15 protein-coding genes are annotated in these 13,904 nt (G+C 73.1%); 7 read left to right on the top strand and 8 right to left on the bottom strand.

What is annotated here, in order from left to right:
• The first annotated feature begins 13 nt into the window (after positions 1-13).
• Entirely contained in the window at positions 14-652 is a 639-nt protein-coding gene (locus ABEA42_RS10900) for a GyrI-like domain-containing protein (protein ID WP_345503255.1), read from the top strand.
• A 63-nt stretch (positions 653-715) separates the two neighbouring features.
• Here the strand turns inward: ABEA42_RS10900 and ABEA42_RS10895 are convergent, their stop codons facing one another.
• The 8 genes from ABEA42_RS10895 to sqr all read right to left on the bottom strand — a co-directional run bounded on the left by ABEA42_RS10895 (position 716) and on the right by sqr (position 7,261).
• The gene (locus ABEA42_RS10895) at positions 716-1,891 is read right to left on the bottom strand and encodes a hypothetical protein (RefSeq protein ID WP_345503253.1); all 1,176 of its coding nucleotides are present in this window, start codon (positions 1,889-1,891) and stop codon (positions 716-718) included.
• Positions 1,885-2,259 carry a hypothetical protein gene (locus tag ABEA42_RS10890; RefSeq protein WP_345503251.1) on the bottom strand — a complete coding sequence of 125 codons (375 nt, stop codon included), beginning with the start codon at positions 2,257-2,259 and terminating at the stop codon, positions 1,885-1,887. The genes ABEA42_RS10895 and ABEA42_RS10890 overlap by 7 nt, the downstream gene beginning before the upstream one ends.
• Before the next feature lie 27 nt (positions 2,260-2,286).
• Positions 2,287-2,748: an Hsp20/alpha crystallin family protein gene (locus ABEA42_RS10885; RefSeq protein WP_345503249.1), complete on the bottom strand. Its 462-nt coding sequence runs from the start codon at positions 2,746-2,748 to the stop codon at positions 2,287-2,289.
• Between the two features lie 131 nt (positions 2,749-2,879).
• A complete protein-coding gene (locus ABEA42_RS10880) occupies positions 2,880-4,412 on the bottom strand; it encodes an FAD-dependent monooxygenase (RefSeq protein WP_345503248.1) in 1,533 nt (510 codons plus the stop codon).
• A 5-nt stretch (positions 4,413-4,417) separates the two neighbouring features.
• Complete coding sequence (locus ABEA42_RS10875) at positions 4,418-5,065, bottom strand: hypothetical protein (protein WP_345503247.1); 648 nt, start codon at positions 5,063-5,065, stop codon at positions 4,418-4,420.
• Between the two features lie 36 nt (positions 5,066-5,101).
• Positions 5,102-5,617, bottom strand: a complete 516-nt coding sequence (locus tag ABEA42_RS10870) for a DsrE/DsrF/DrsH-like family protein (RefSeq protein ID WP_345503245.1) — start codon at positions 5,615-5,617, stop codon at positions 5,102-5,104.
• A gap of 54 nt (positions 5,618-5,671) precedes the next feature.
• Positions 5,672-5,986 carry a TusE/DsrC/DsvC family sulfur relay protein gene (locus ABEA42_RS10865; protein WP_345503243.1) on the bottom strand — a complete coding sequence of 105 codons (315 nt, stop codon included), beginning with the start codon at positions 5,984-5,986 and terminating at the stop codon, positions 5,672-5,674.
• A gap of 6 nt (positions 5,987-5,992) precedes the next feature.
• Positions 5,993-7,261, bottom strand: a complete 1,269-nt coding sequence (sqr, locus tag ABEA42_RS10860; protein ID WP_345503241.1) for a type III sulfide quinone reductase, selenoprotein subtype — start codon at positions 7,259-7,261, stop codon at positions 5,993-5,995.
• A gap of 104 nt (positions 7,262-7,365) precedes the next feature.
• Here sqr and ABEA42_RS10855 point away from each other — a divergent pair, with 104 nt between their 5' ends.
• The 6 genes from ABEA42_RS10855 to ABEA42_RS10830 all read left to right on the top strand — a co-directional run bounded on the left by ABEA42_RS10855 (position 7,366) and on the right by ABEA42_RS10830 (position 13,834).
• Positions 7,366-7,827, top strand: a complete 462-nt coding sequence (locus tag ABEA42_RS10855; RefSeq protein ID WP_345503239.1) for an SRPBCC family protein — start codon at positions 7,366-7,368, stop codon at positions 7,825-7,827.
• A gap of 375 nt (positions 7,828-8,202) precedes the next feature.
• Positions 8,203-8,730, top strand: coding sequence for an FUSC family protein (locus ABEA42_RS10850; RefSeq protein WP_345503238.1), 528 nt, complete (start codon positions 8,203-8,205; stop codon positions 8,728-8,730).
• 111 nt (positions 8,731-8,841) lie between these two features.
• A complete protein-coding gene (locus tag ABEA42_RS10845; protein ID WP_345503237.1) occupies positions 8,842-10,548 on the top strand; it encodes an alpha-amylase family protein in 1,707 nt (568 codons plus the stop codon).
• Between the two features lie 69 nt (positions 10,549-10,617).
• Positions 10,618-11,643, top strand: a complete 1,026-nt coding sequence (locus tag ABEA42_RS10840; protein ID WP_345503235.1) for an SDR family oxidoreductase — start codon at positions 10,618-10,620, stop codon at positions 11,641-11,643.
• A gap of 38 nt (positions 11,644-11,681) precedes the next feature.
• A complete protein-coding gene (locus ABEA42_RS10835; RefSeq protein ID WP_345503234.1) occupies positions 11,682-13,187 on the top strand; it encodes a carboxylesterase/lipase family protein in 1,506 nt (501 codons plus the stop codon).
• Positions 13,188-13,498: 311 nt separating this feature from the next.
• Positions 13,499-13,834, top strand: coding sequence for a PadR family transcriptional regulator (locus ABEA42_RS10830; RefSeq protein ID WP_345503233.1), 336 nt, complete (start codon positions 13,499-13,501; stop codon positions 13,832-13,834).
• Positions 13,835-13,904: the final 70 nt, after the last annotated feature.

Raw genomic sequence — 13,904 nt, 5'->3', positions numbered from 1 at the left:
GCACGCTGGTGGGATGACCGTCGCCGCCCAGCCACTGTCCGCGCTGTACAAGCCCCGCCGGGGCAGGGTCGAGCTCGTCGACGTCCCGGAGCTGTCGTTCCTGGTGGTCGCGGGCCAGGGGGCGCCCGAGGGCTTCGACTTCGCAGCAGCCGTCCAAGCGCTCTACGCCGTGAGCTGGGGCGCCCACTTCCTCGCGCGCAAGGCGTTCGGGGAGGCCCCGCCGGTCATGCCCCTCGAGGCGCTGTGGTGGGTCGGAGCCGAGCAGCAGGGCCTCGTCGAGGAGGTGTCGCGCGGCAGGGCGACGATGGCCTCGACCGACCGGAGCCAGTGGCGCTGGGAGGCGATGATCATGCAGGGCGACCCGATCGACGCCGTGGTCGTCGCGGAGGCGGTCGCGCGGGCCCGGGGCAAGGACCTCACCGCGCTCGGCCGGCTCGAGCTCCGCACGTGGGAGGAGGGCCGCTGCGCCCAGCTGCTCCACGTCGGTCCGTATGCCGACGAGTCGCCGTCCCTGGTGCGGCTCCACTCCGTGATCGCCGAGGCCGGGCTGCGCCCCCGTGGACGCCACCACGAGATCTACCTCGGCGACCCCAGACGCGCTGCGCCGCAACGGTTGCGGACGATCCTGCGCCAACCGGTGGAGCCGGTCTGACCTGGGGCAGGATCCCCGCGGCACGCGCCGGGGTCGCGTCTCCCCAGGTGAAGGCGAGTCTCCTCAGGTGAGGGCGACGAGGACGGTCGCGCCCGCCACCACCGCGGCGAAGCCGGCGATGGTCGGCAGGCCGAGACCGGGCAGCGGGGCGGGTTCGCGCCTCGCGCCGCGGCGCCGCCCCCAGCTCGTGGCGGTGGTCGAGGCGACGAGCACGAGAAGGATGCCCACCCCGAGCAGCGCCAGGGGTGCGGCGACGGTGTCGGGGAAGTAGCGCTGCATGAGGCCGGGCACGGTGGACAGCGTGGCCACGGAGCCCACGGCGAGCAGCACGAGGCTGCGCAGCCGCACCCCGGCCAGCACGAGCACCGCGGCGGTCACCACGGCGAGCACCGAGCCCCAGTCGTGCTCCATGGTCACCTCGGAGCCGATGGCGAGGATGGTGCCGCCGAGCAGGTCGGTGCCGTAGCGCGGCGTAAGGTGGCGGCCCCAACCCAGCATGAGCCACACACCACCCAGCCCCCAGAGCGCCAGGCCGGTGGCGTCCGAGCCACCGTCGCCGAGGAAGGCCGCGGTCCCCGAACCCACCGCCACAGCCAGGGCGGTGACGAAGGCCGCCTGCTGCGGCAGCCAGCGGTGCCGACGCCACAGCTCCGCGCCGACCAGGGCAGCACCCGACGCTGCGACGAAGCCCACCCGCTCGCCGCTCAGCCTGAACACCTCGTCACCCAGCAGGCCCACGAATGCAGCGACGGCGACCACCGTGAGCACCCACAGCACCGAGCGGAGCCGGCCGGCGGCGGGGCGGTCCGGGGCCACCGGCACGAGGTACCCCCCTGCGAACAGTGCCGCGGCGGCCGCCAGGGTGACTGCCAGGCGTCCGACCCGCCCGAGGTCGTCGAAGTAGAGACCACCGATGACGAGCGCGGCGATGAGGATGAGCACCCCGCCCACGTAGCCGAGCGCCTCGGTGACCAGGCTGCCGGAGGGGGCGGTGGTGACGGCACGGGGGAGCGGGACGGCGGCCGGTGGGACGTCACGGGGCTGCGCGGCCACGGTGGCCAGCGGTTTGGGCCCGGCCCCGGTGGGCTCGAGGTCCACGGCCTCCATCACGAGGATGCGGTGGGCCTGCTCGGGGGTGATGATCCCGCCCTCGACCCAGCGCCCGACCCACGCCTCGAGGGCCTCGGGGTCGGGGGAGCTGGGCCCCGCGGAGACGCCGTGCCCGGCGGTGGTCACCATGGCGGTGGCGGCCAGGCGGCCGACGGTTTCCGGAGGGGCTCGGCGGCCAGGCGACGCGAGGCCACCCGGCGACGTCGCAGCTCGCGCACCAGCGCGCCCTGCTGGCGCAGGATCAGCTCCCGGGTGTCCTCCAGCGCCGGACCGGGCACCTCGTCGGGTGCCATCCAGCCGCCGGGGGCGTCCGCTCCCGGGGCCGAGTCGGCGAAGTCGGCGAACTCGGGGATGTCGGACCCCAGCGCGGCAAGGGCCTCCTCGGTGGCCATGAGCCGCTGCAGCAGCTCGCGCAGCGGGACGCCGTCCAGGGACCCGTCCTGCCGGGTTGCGAGGCGTCGGGCCCAGAGCCGGCTGTCCTGCGATGAGCGCTTCATCATCGGTGTCGACCCCGTCGTGGCCAGTCAGTGGATCTCGACGCGGGTGGCCTTGGACTCGGCCACCTTCGGCATCGACACGACGAGGACCCCGTCGGCCAGCGACGCCGTCGTGCGGGACGCATCCACGGCGACGGGGAGGACGGCCTCGTACGCGAAGGACCCTGAGGCGCGGGTGGACCGACGCAGCACGCCCTCGCGCTCCTTGACCACCTTGGTGCCCGTGACGCTGACCCGCCGGCCGGAGATGTCGATCTCGATGTCCTTCTTGTCCACGCCCGGCAGGTCGAGCTCGAGGGTGAACGCGTCGTCGGTCTCGGAGATCTGGCCGCCGGGGGAGAAGTCGCTGGTGCCCTCGGCCGACGGCCACATCTGCTCGATGAGCTCCTGGAACCGCGGTCCCCACGGGGCGAAGCCGGTCCAGGGGTCCACATCGCGTCCCGGTGTACGGCGGCGCAGCTCGGTGGATGGTGAGGTGGTGCTGCTCATGCTGGTCTCCTCGTTCGACACGTGGTCGTGGACACCCTGCGGGGCCAGTCCAGCAGGGGGTTCGGGGAGGGTCCAGTGCCTTAGGTCCCGGCCGCCCCGGGTCCTCGCCGGGCCCTGCCGACGGGCCGCGGCTACCGGGCTGCCACCAGGTCGAGCCACCTGCCCAGCCCCGTGACGTCGCCGCGGGCGGAGCGGTAGCCGAGGTGGCCGTCCGGGCGCACGGCGACCAGCCCGTGTCCCCGCGCGTCGTCGAGGCGGTGGACCACCACGTGCGGCCCGAGGAGTGGGCGAGGCGGTGCCGCGGACTCGCGGTCGAGCAGCACGTGGATGCCGGGGCCGGCGGTCAGCTCGTGCAGCGTGCGCTTGCACCCCGCGACGAGGACCTCACGGTCCGGCAGCCGGTGGCCGGGCCGGGGCCCTGCGACCCACGGGGTGTCGTCGAGTGAGAGGGCGCTGCCACGGTGGTGGACCCAGCGCTGGGAGAGGACGGCCGCCACGGTCATGGCGAGGCGTCGCCGGCCGAGCAGATGAGGCAGGACGGGAACCACGAGGGGCACCAGGCGCGCCCGCGCCAGCTCGGCGACGGGCGAGGTCGACGCCTCCGCGAAGAGCACGAGCCGGGTCAGCGCCACCACCTGCTGCGCCACGCGGCGGCGTTCGTCGCCGTACGACGCGAGCAGGACCTCCGCCGTACCGCGGCTCGCCCTGCGGTGCTCCGCCGCGAAGGCCAGCTTCCAGCCGAGGTCGATGCCGTCGAGCAGCCCGGTGTTCATCCCCTGCGCGGCCGCCGGTGAGCTGGTGTGGGCGGCGTCGCCGGCCAGGAACACCGCCCCGGTGCGGAAGGCCGAGGCGACCCGGTGCTGCAGCGGCACCACCGATGACCAGGTGCAGCCGGTCGGCGTGGCTGGGAGCCCGGAGTCCTCCAGCAGCCGCGCCAGCTCGGGTTCCGTCACCGTGGTGGGCCGGGTGGCACGGGTGTGCTGGCTGGCCCGCGTGGCCAGGAGGCGCCACGGCGCCGCGTTCTCCCCGAGCGGGAAGAGGAAGGCGAGCCCGTGGCGGCCGACGGCGACGTGCAGGGAGCCGGGGGAGAGCTCCGTGGCCAGGTGCATGTCGGCCAGGACGACCTCCTCGGCGTGGGCTGCGCCGGCGAAGTCGATGCGGGCTGCGCGGCGTACGGTGCTGGCCGAGCCGTCGGACCCCACGAGGAAGCGGCAGTGCGCCTCCTCGTCCGGGCCGCTGCCACGCAGCCTCGCCGAGGCACCCTCCTCGTCCGCGTGGTGGGTGACGAGCTCGGTACCCCGCTCGACGGCGACCCCCCGCCGGTGCAGCGCGCGGGTCAGCACGTCCTCGACGTCCGCCTGCCGCACCAGGGCCAGGTGCGGGAAGGCGCTGTCGGGCAGCGCCACGTCCGCGAGCCGGACGGGTACGGTGCGCCGCCCGAGGTGGAGCTCGGCCCGGGGGTCCGGGTCGGTGCGGTCGAGCAGGGCGTCCGTCACCCCCAGCGGGCGCAGGCCCTCCAGGGTCCGGGGGTGCACGACCATGGCCCGCGACGGCCGGACGGCGTCGGGCCTGCGCTCGACCACCCGCACCGACGCGCCGTGGTCGTGCGCCTGCAGGGCGGTCACCAGCCCGGTCGGGCCGGCCCCGACGACGAGGACGTCCACGCCGCTCAGAGGGTGCCGACGACCTTCCACCACCCGTCCTCCCTCGCAGGGGCGAGGAGCCTGCCCGAGTCGCCTCCGGGCCCGAGCCGGGCAGCCGCCACCAGCACGTCGTCGCGACGGGTGCCGGGGACCACGTGGTGGTGGATCGACGAACGGTGGCTGACCAGGGCCAGGACCCACCAGAGCGCGCGGGCGTAGGCGTCGGCGAGGCTGGGGTCGTCCCACTCGTACACGCCCCGGTACACCCCACGTCCGTCCGCGGCGACCCACAGCTTGGAGACGAACCCGGGGAAGCCGACGAACAAGGGGGTGTTGAGCAGGCTCTCCACCTCGAACGCGCGGTGCCCTCGGCCCCGTACACCGCGCAGCCGGAACGACACCACGAGCACGCAGCGCCGGGTCTCGGGAGGGTGGTCGACCACCGTCTCCCGGTAGACCCGCCCGGTGCTGCCGTCGCCGAAGCGCAGGCGCAGCCCCACGTTGCCCCTGGGCAGGTGCACCTCGCGGCGGGCGAGGAGCACGGCCGTCCTGACCGCACAGCGGCCGACGGCTGCCGCCGACACGGCGAGGGGCAGGGGTGGTGGGTCGTGCTGCGGCGCTTCCCCGGGCGGACCGGGTGCGGCGTCCCCGACGGGCGATGGGTCCAGGTCCATGCGGGTCCTCCTCGGACGGGCCGGGTGGCGGACGGCTCAGATGAACAGCAGCTGGGCACCCTCGGTCTTCTCGATGAAGTCGCTGGCGCTGATGATCGCCTCCACCTCGTCGTAGAGGTCCTCCTCGGTCAGGTGGTTCATGTCGGCCGACATCCGGCACGCCCACAGGTGGCCACCGGAGGCGACGATCTGCTCGAGGAACTCCGGCACCTCGGGGACGTCGAGGTCCGCGATCGACTTCTTGAGCCGGGAGGTGGCCAGGTGGGTGACGCCGGGGACGCCGCCGAGGCCCTGGGGCATGTGCGTGGCCGGGTTGCCCAGGGGCGTGAACTTGAGGTCGCCCATGGTCTGCTTGTTGATGATGTCGAAGCCCCAGAAGGTGAAGAACATGTGGGTCTCGACGCCCTCGCCGAGCGCGGCGTTGGCGAGGATCAGCCCGGGGTAGGCCATGTCGAGGCTGCCCTTGGAGCAGATGATGGCGAGCTTGCGGCCCCGGGTGGACGGGGTGTCGAAGCTGGGCACGATGGCGGGTGCGGTGTCGGTGGTGGTCATCGGGGACTCCCTCTGTGGTCGGGGTACGGAGCGGTCGGGGTACGGGTGTTCGGCTCAGACACAGCCGCGAGGCTTGGGCAGCCCGGCCACGTAGGCGAGCTTCTTGGCCGGCTTCTGCGGGAACAGGGCGAAGAGTTCCTTGGTGGGTATGCCGCCGGCGACCGTCACCCGGCGCAGGGTCGGGGTCTCGCCCCGGGCCGCGAAGTCGTTGCGCAGGAAGCGGATCGCCTTCCAGTGGTCGTCACCCAGGGTGATGCCGATCTGGGCCGCGAGGGCGGTGGCGAGGTCCTCGTCCCACTCGTCGGGCTCGGTGAGGAAGCCCTCCTGGTCGACGTGGACGGGGCGGCTGTCGATCGTGGTCACGGGCATGGTCTCTCAGTCCTCTTCTGGTGGGGTGGCGGTGGTGGTCTCGACGGGAGCGACCTTGCCCGCCATGGACATCCGCGACGGGAGGGGCAGTGGTCGACCGGGCAGCAGGACGTTCCAGTAGACCCAGCGGAAGGCGAGCTTTCCGAGGTGGTTGGCGCGGGACTCCTTGAGCAGGCTCAGCGGCCCGATGACGGGCACCGGGTACCTCCCGGGCAGCGGCTGGGTGTCGTAGTTGAAGTCGATGAGCAGGGCCTTGCCGTCGCCGGTCTCGACGAAGCAGTTGGCGTGCCCGTCGAAGCTCCCGGTCATCGGCGCGCCCCGCACGAGCTGGAGGAAGTTGTCGACGAGGACCTCGGCCGAGAAGTGCGCGACGGACCCGGCCTTGGACGCGGGGATGTCGGAGGCGTCGCCGACGGCGAAGATGTTGTCGTGCGTGGTCGACCGCAACGTGTGCTTGTCGACGCACACGTAGTTGAGCTCGTCACCCAGGCCGGACTGCCCGATGAAGTCGGCACCCATGTTGAGGGGGACGGTCACCAGCAGGTCGAAGGGGACCTCGCGCTCGTCGAACGACACGAGCATCTTCCGCTCGTCGTCGACGCGCTCGACCACGAAGTCCGTCTCGAGCAGGATCTTGCGGTCCTCGAGCATGGCGCCGAGCAGGTCGGAGGCGATCGGCTGGGTGAACGCGCCCGACAGCGGTGTCACGTAGACGAGCTCGACTCGGTCGCGCAGGCCCTGCTCGCGGAGCCAGGCGTCCACGAGGAAGGTGAACTCCAGCGGGGCCACGGGGCACTTGACCGGCATCTCGGTGACGTGGACGACCAGGCGACCGTGGTCGAACGAGGGCAGCGCTGCCGCGAGGGCCACGGCGCCGTCGTAGGTGTAGAAGTCGAAGATGCTGCGACGCCACTGCCGCCCGAGCATGCCGGGGGTCTGGTCGGGCCGCGGTGAGGTGCCGGTGGCGATGACGAGGTAGTCGTAGTCCAGGACGCGGCCGTCCACCAGCAGGACCGACTCGGCGTCCCCGTCGACGTGCTCCACCTCGCCCAGGACCAGGTCGACGCCGTCGGCGATGAAGGCGTGCCGCTTCCGGACGACCTGGTCCGGCGTGTAGGTGCCGAACGGCAGGAACAGGTAGCCCGGCTGGTAGCAGTGGTCGTCGTCACGGTCGACGACCGTGATCTGCCACTCGCGCTGTGGGAGGGCCCGGCGCAGCCTGTTGACGACCATCGTCCCCGCCGTCCCACCACCGAGCACCAGCAGCCGTCGCATGCGCCTCACTCCTCCGTGTCGTCCCTCCCCGACGCTAGGAGCAGCCGCCGGCGGGCCACAGGGCACTTCGTCCCGCTCGCCCCGGGGTGCGAGACGATGGGCCCATGGGTGTCGACGTCGAGGTGGAGTGCACGGTGGCGCGACCGGTCGCGGTGGTGGCCGCCTTCGCGGGTGACCCCGGGAGGGCGCCCGAGTGGTACGCGAACATCACGTCCGTCGAGTGGGTGACGGCCCCACCCCTCGCCGTCGGGTCGAGGATGGACTTCGTCGCCCGCTTCCTGGGGCGGCGGCTCGCGTACACGTACGAGGTCGTCGAGCTGGAGCCGGGGCGACGTCTCGTCATGCGCACCGCGGACGGCCCGTTCCCGATGGAGACCACGTACTCGTGGGAGCCGGCGGGTGAGGGCGGCACGAGGATGAGGCTGCGCAACCGGGGGGAGCCCTCGGGCTTCTCGCGCATGGCGGCGCCGGCGCTGGAGCGCGCCATGAGACGGGCCACGACCAAGGACCTTGCCAGGCTCAAGGAGTTGCTCGAGACCCGCGGGGAGGCGACGGCGACATCGTGACGAGGCTCGACCTGCTCCACGTGCGCCCGCACCAGGGCGCGCACCGCGTCGCGCTCCGGGCAGCGGTGTCCGTCTTCGTCCCGCTCGCGACGGTGACGCTGGCCGGCCGCCCCGAGTGGTCGGCGTACGCCGCGTTCGGCGCCTTCGCCTCGCTCTACGGCCGCAACCACCGGCACCTGTCGCGGGCCACGATGCAGGTGACCGCGGGCGCCGCGCTGGTGCTCGCCGCGGTGTCCGGTGTGCTCGTGGGCTGCCTGCCGTCGGCGGCCTGGTGGGCCGTTCCGGTGGCCGGGCTCGTCGCCTTCTCGGGCTCGCACCTGGCCCGCGCCCAGGACTGGCACCCGCCGGGGTCCCTCTTCCTCGTCTTCGCCTNTCGTGGGTGCGGTCGGTGGTCTCGTCCGCGGCCAGCGGACGCCGCCGCTACCCCTGGCCTGGCACTGGTCGTGGCTGCCGGTCCGCGATGGCGTCGCCGTCCTCGTCGCGGGTGGTGCGGCGGTCGCGTCAGGGATCGGTCACCCGTACTGGGCGATGGTCTCGGCCCTCGCCCCGCTGGGGGTGCGAGGCGTGACCGGGCAGCTCGGGCGGGCCGTCCACCGCGTCGTGGGGACCCTGCTGGGCCTGCTCCCGGCGGCGGCGCTGCTCGCGCTCGACCTGCGTGGTGTTGCCCTGGTGCTGGTGATCGCCGTCCTGCAGTTCGTGACGGAGCTGATGGTGGGGCGCAACTACGGGCTCGCCCTGCTGTTCATCACCCCCCTCGCGCTGCTCATGGGCCAGACCGCCCACCACGTCCCCGCCGGCGGCCTCATCCTCGACCGCGGGGTGGAGACGGTGGTGGGGAGCCTCGTCGGCGTCGCGGTGCTCGCGTCCGTGCACCGGTACGGGCGCCGGGTGCTCCACCGCTGAGCCGCCGCGAGGACGCCACGCTGCGCCTCGCCCGTGGAGCCCACCCTCGCCGAGGGATGCCCATGGCGCACGAGGGTGGTTGGGGCACCCCATCGGTGGTAGTCAGGGCGCATGGAGATGTCCAAGACGGCCGACCTGTGGTGGAAGACCGCGGTGTTCTACTGCGCCGACGTCCAGACCTTCCTCGACACCGACGGCGACGGGCAGGGTGACCTGCCCGGGATGGCCCGGCGCGTCGACTACCTCGCCGACCTCGGGGTGACGTGCCTGTGGCTGATGCCGCTGTACCCGACGCGCGACGTCGACGACGGCTACGACATCACGGACTTCCTCACCGTCGACCCGCGCCTGGGCGACCTGGCCGACTTCGTCGAGCTCGTGCGGACCGCGAGGTCACGCGGCATCCGCGTCATCCTCGACTTCGTCATGAACCACACCTCGGACCACCACCCGTGGTTCAAGGAGGCGCGCAAGAGCAAGGACAACCCGTACCGCGACTACTACGTGTGGCGCTCGACCCCGCCGCCGGACACCTCGGCCCTGGTCGTCTTCCCCGACGAGGAGGACAGCATCTGGCAGGAGGACGAGCGCACCGGGGAGTGGTACCTGCACAACTTCTACCGGACCCAGCCGGACCTCAACACGGCCAACCCTCGCGTGCGCGAGGAGATCGTCAAGGTCATGGGCCTGTGGCTGGAGCTCGGTGTCTCCGGGTTCCGCATCGACGCCGTGCCGTTCCTCTTCGCGCGTGACGCCCTGCCCAAGAAGGACGAGAAGTTCGTGTGGGACCCGCACTCGACCCTGCGCCACGTCAAGGCGTTCTGCGGCCGACGAGGCAGCGACGTCGTCCTGCTCGGCGAGGTCAACGTGCCGCGCGAGCAGCAGCAGGCGTTCTTCGGCGGTGCCGACGGCGACGAGCTGACGATGCAGTTCGACTTCATCGGGATGCAGGCAGCGTGGCTCTCCCTCGCCCGGGGAGACGCCCGCCCACTGGTCGAGGCGCTCGAGAGCAGGACTCCGGGCGACGAGGAGAGCCAGTGGGTCAACTTCCTGCGCAACCACGACGAGCTCACCCTCGACAAGCTCACCGACGAGGAACGCCAGGAGGTGTTCGACGCCTTCGGCCCGGACCCCGACATGCAGCTCTACGGGCGGGGGCTGCGACGCCGGCTGCCGACGATGCTCGACGGCGACCCGCGCCGGATCCGGCTCGCCTACTCGCTGATGTTCTCCCTGCCCGGCAGCCCGGTGCTCTTCTACGGCGAGGAGATCGGCATGGGGGAGAACCTCGACGTGCCCGGCCGCCTGGCGGTCAGGACGCCGATGCAGTGGAGCGACGCACGCAACGGTGGGTTCTCCGCGGCCGCGCCGCGACGCCTGGCCCGGCCGCTGACGCAGGGGGCGTTCGGTCCCGAGCACGTCAACGTCGCCGCGCAGCGCAACGACCCCGACTCGCTGTGGACGTTCATGGCCCAGCTCGTCCGCCGGTACCGCCAGTCCCCGGAGCTCGGGTGGGGTGGCTTAGAGCCCTTGGACCAGCCGTTCCCGGCCGTCCTCGCCCACGTCGCCCGGTTGGACGGGTGGGCGACCGTGGCCATCCACAACCTCGGCTCGGACGCGTGCCGGGTGCCCCTGTCGCTGGCCTCGCTCGGCGGTGACGGGCTCGCCCCGGTCACCCATCTCACCGACCTGCTCTCGGACTACCGGGTCGAGCCGGTCACGACGGGCACGGGTGCGTCCACCATCGAGGTTGACCTCGACGGTTACGGGTACAGGTGGCTACGGGTCGTCCGTGAGGGCGACGACCGCATCGCCTGAGTCCGGGCCGAGGGGCCCGGGCGAGGGCAGGACAGGCCCGGGTGCGGGCCGGAGAGGACGAGGTGGCGCATGAGTCGAGTGGTGGCCGTGACGGGGGCGAGCGGGGGAGTCGGGCGCGCCTGTGCCCGGGAGTTCGCCCGCCGTGGTGACCGGCTCGCGCTCCTCGCCCGGGGCACCGCGGGGCTCGACGCAGCGGCCGAGGAGGCGCGACGCGCAGGGGTGCAGGTCCTCACCGTGCCGGTCGACGTCGCGGATGCCCGCGCCGTGGAGGAGGCTGTGGCTCGGGTCGAGGACGAGCTGGGGCCGGTGGACGTGTGGGTCAACTCGGCCTTCACCTCGGTCTTCGCGCCGTTCGACCAGATCACTCCCGAGGAGTACCAGCGCGCCACCGAGGTGACCTACCTCGGCTACGTGCACTGCACCATGTCCGTGCTGCGACGCATGAAGGAGCGCGACCGGGGCGTGGTCGTGCAGGTGGGGTCGGCGCTGGCCTACCGGGGCGTGCCGCTCCAGACCGTCTACTGCGGCGCCCGGCACGCGGTCCAGGGGTTCCACGAGTCGCTGCGCTGCGAGCTGCTCCACGACCGCAGCGGCGTCCGCGTCACGATGGTGCAGATGCCGGCCCTCAACACGCCGCAGTTCACCTGGGTGCTCTCGAAGCTGCCGCAGAAGGCCCAGCCGGTGCCACCCATCTACCAGCCCGAGGTGGCAGCGCGCGCCGTCGCCTTCGCGGCCGACCACCCACGGCGGCGCGAGTACTGGGTGGGGGCGTCCACGGTGGCCACCCTCGTCGCCAACGCCGTTGCTCCCGGGCTGCTCGACCGCTACCTCGCCCGCACCGGGTACTCCTCCCAGCAGACCGGCGAGCCGCGCGACCCCGACCAGCCGGCGAACCTGTGGGAGCCCGCCGACGGTCCGGACGGACGGGACTTCGGGGCGCACGGCGCCTTCGGCGACCGGGCCAGGGCCCGCAGCTGGCAGCAGGTCGTCGCCCACCACTACCCGCAGGTCGCCGGGGGCCTCGCCGTCGGAGCGGCGGGGGTGGCGGCGCTGGCCTCGGTGCTGGGTGGGCGCGGCGGCCGGCGTCGCTCCTGAACCCTGCAGGGCACGTCCCGGCAGGGTTGGATGGAGCCATGGACCCCCGAGGAACCCGCCCCGCAGGTAGCGAGCCCGTCGTCGTCGAGGTCACCGGTGGCCGTGTGCGCGGCACCACCCGCGGCGGGGTGAGCGCCTTCCTCGGCATCCCGTACGCCGCGCCGGCCGTGGGAGCGGACCGCTACCGGGCGCCGCGCCCGGCCGAGCCGTGGGAGGGAGAGCGCGACGCCACGAGGCACGGGCCGACCGCCGCGCAGTCGCCGTACCCCACACCGATGGACCGGCTGCTGCCGAGCTCGGTGACCCCGGGCGACGACTACCTCAACGTGGACGTGTGGGCGCCCACGGGTGGCGCGGGCCGGCCGGTGCTCGTGTGGGTGCACGGCGGGGCGTTCGTGCGCGGGGCCAACTCCGTGCCGACCTACGACGGGACCGCCTTCGCCCGCGACGGGGTGGTCGTGGTCGGCATCAACTACCGGCTCGGCGTGCCGGGTTTCGCCGTGCTGGAGGGCGCTCCGACCAACCTCGGCATCCGCGACCAGGTGGCCGCGCTGGAGTGGGTGCGTGACAACGTCGAGGCATTCGGTGGCGACCCCGACCGGGTGACGGTCGTCGGTGAGTCGGCCGGCGCGATGAGCGTCGCCACCCTGATGGCCTCGCCCGCGGCGAAGGGGCTGTTCCAGCAGGCCGTGGTGCAGAGCGGTGGCGGGACGGCGGTGTGCACCCTCGACGACGCTCGGCTCGTCGCCGGTGAGGTGGCCAAGATGCTCGGGGTGCCGCCGACCGCCGAGGCCTTCGCGGCCCTCGACCCGCAGACCGTGGTGGCGGCCCAGACCGCGCTCACGCTCGCGATCCAGTCCGACCCCGACCCGGCGCGCTGGGGCGCCAGCGTCCTCCGGGGTGGCCTCGGCATCATGAGCACGTTCCCGGTCGTCGACGGTGACGTCGTGCCCGACGTGCCCCTGTCCGCGGTGGCGGACGGCTCCGCAGCCGGTATACCGCTGCTCATCGGCACCACCCGGGAAGAGTTCCGGCTCTTCCTCGTGCCCACCGGCATCGCGGGGCAGGTCACCGAGGCGGCCCTCCCGGCGCTGGGTGCGCGGTACGGCTGGCCCACGGGAGTCGTCGAGACCTACACGGCGAACCGCCCGGGCGCCTCGCCCGGCGACGTCGCGGCGGCCATCCTCACCGACGCGGGGTTCCGGGTGCCGTCGCACGACCTCGCCGCCGCCCAGCACGGCGCCGGGGGAGCGGTGCATTCCTATGAGTTCGCCTGGCAGACCAAGGTCGCGGACCTCGGCGCCAGCCACGCACTCGAGCTGCCGTTCGTGTTCGACACCCTCGGCGACGGTGGCCTCATGCTGGGGACCGACGCGCCGCAGGCCCTGGCCGACGAGGTGCACTCAGCGTGGGCGCGCTTCGTCCGCGACGGCGACCCCGGGTGGGAGCTGTGGACACCGCAGGACCGGGCGGTGATGACGTTCGACACCCCGTCGGAGGTCGTGCGGGCGCCACGGGCCGACGAGCTGGCCCTCTGGCGCTGAGGTCCGTCGCCCTCTCGGCGCAGGAGGGGGCGCCGGGTCGCGGGCGGTTGGCTCACTGGGTCGTGTCCCCATTGACGCCCACACGTCGGTCAGACGCCTTTACCGGATCAGCCGATGAGCGGACGTTCCACACATCGCCGCGTTCGCGCACGTGGCCGTCCGGCTCGCTAGGCGCCGTAGGCGCGGGCCTAGGTTGATTTCAGAGCATTGAACCGCCGACGGCCTTGACGGCGTCGCCAACCACCGCGGAGTCATCCAGTGAGACTCCCGACTCCCTTGTACTCTACCTAGGGGCTAGGTAGAGTACGGCCGTGGGCACCGGTCACCAGCCACGGATGACGATCCCGACCCAGCTCGTGCTGCAGGTCTTCCTCGATGACGCCACCCGCGACCGGTACGGCAGCGACATCGGCGCGGAGGCCGGGCTCCCCAGCGGCACCGTGCACCCAATCCTCGCCAGGCTCGAGGGCTTCGGCTGGCTGGAGTCGCGATGGGAGGACATCGACCCACGCGTCGAAGGCCGCCCCGCGCGGCGGTACTACCGCCTGACGGGTGCCGGTGCCCAGTCCGCGCAGTCGGCGGTGGCCCGGGCACACCGACCTCGGCGCGGCTTCTCCCTCCCCCACCCGGCGAGCGGGGAGGCATGAGATGCGCACGCTGGCACCATCACTCGCGGGGCAGGTCGGCCGTGGCCGGCCGTGGCCCAAGCGCGTGGTG

The sequence above is a fragment of the Pedococcus ginsenosidimutans genome, assembly GCF_039544395.1.
GTDB lineage: Bacteria > Actinomycetota > Actinomycetes > Actinomycetales > Dermatophilaceae > Pedococcus > Pedococcus ginsenosidimutans.
Note: the sequence above shows the minus strand (reverse complement) of the source record. Positions and strands in the feature narration are given on the sequence as shown.

Excerpts from the sequence above, each read along its gene's own strand:
- ABEA42_RS10855 (WP_345503239.1), top strand. The coding sequence starts at position 7,366 with ATGGGTGTCGACGTCGAGGTGGAGTGCACGGTGGCGCGACCGGTCGCG.
- ABEA42_RS10875 (WP_345503247.1), bottom strand. The coding sequence starts at position 5,065 with ATGGACCTGGACCCATCGCCCGTCGGGGACGCCGCACCCGGTCCGCCC.
- ABEA42_RS10885 (WP_345503249.1), bottom strand. The coding sequence starts at position 2,748 with ATGAGCAGCACCACCTCACCATCCACCGAGCTGCGCCGCCGTACACCG.
- ABEA42_RS10845 (WP_345503237.1), top strand. The coding sequence starts at position 8,842 with ATGGAGATGTCCAAGACGGCCGACCTGTGGTGGAAGACCGCGGTGTTC.
- ABEA42_RS10865 (WP_345503243.1), bottom strand. The coding sequence starts at position 5,986 with ATGCCCGTGACCACGATCGACAGCCGCCCCGTCCACGTCGACCAGGAG.
- ABEA42_RS10870 (WP_345503245.1), bottom strand. The coding sequence starts at position 5,617 with ATGACCACCACCGACACCGCACCCGCCATCGTGCCCAGCTTCGACACC.
- ABEA42_RS10840 (WP_345503235.1), top strand. The coding sequence starts at position 10,618 with ATGAGTCGAGTGGTGGCCGTGACGGGGGCGAGCGGGGGAGTCGGGCGC.
- ABEA42_RS10835 (WP_345503234.1), top strand. The coding sequence starts at position 11,682 with ATGGACCCCCGAGGAACCCGCCCCGCAGGTAGCGAGCCCGTCGTCGTC.
- ABEA42_RS10895 (WP_345503253.1), bottom strand. The coding sequence starts at position 1,891 with ATGGTGACCACCGCCGGGCACGGCGTCTCCGCGGGGCCCAGCTCCCCC.
- ABEA42_RS10900 (WP_345503255.1), top strand. The coding sequence starts at position 14 with ATGACCGTCGCCGCCCAGCCACTGTCCGCGCTGTACAAGCCCCGCCGG.
- sqr (WP_345503241.1), bottom strand. The coding sequence starts at position 7,261 with ATGCGACGGCTGCTGGTGCTCGGTGGTGGGACGGCGGGGACGATGGTC.
- ABEA42_RS10890 (WP_345503251.1), bottom strand. The coding sequence starts at position 2,259 with ATGAAGCGCTCATCGCAGGACAGCCGGCTCTGGGCCCGACGCCTCGCA.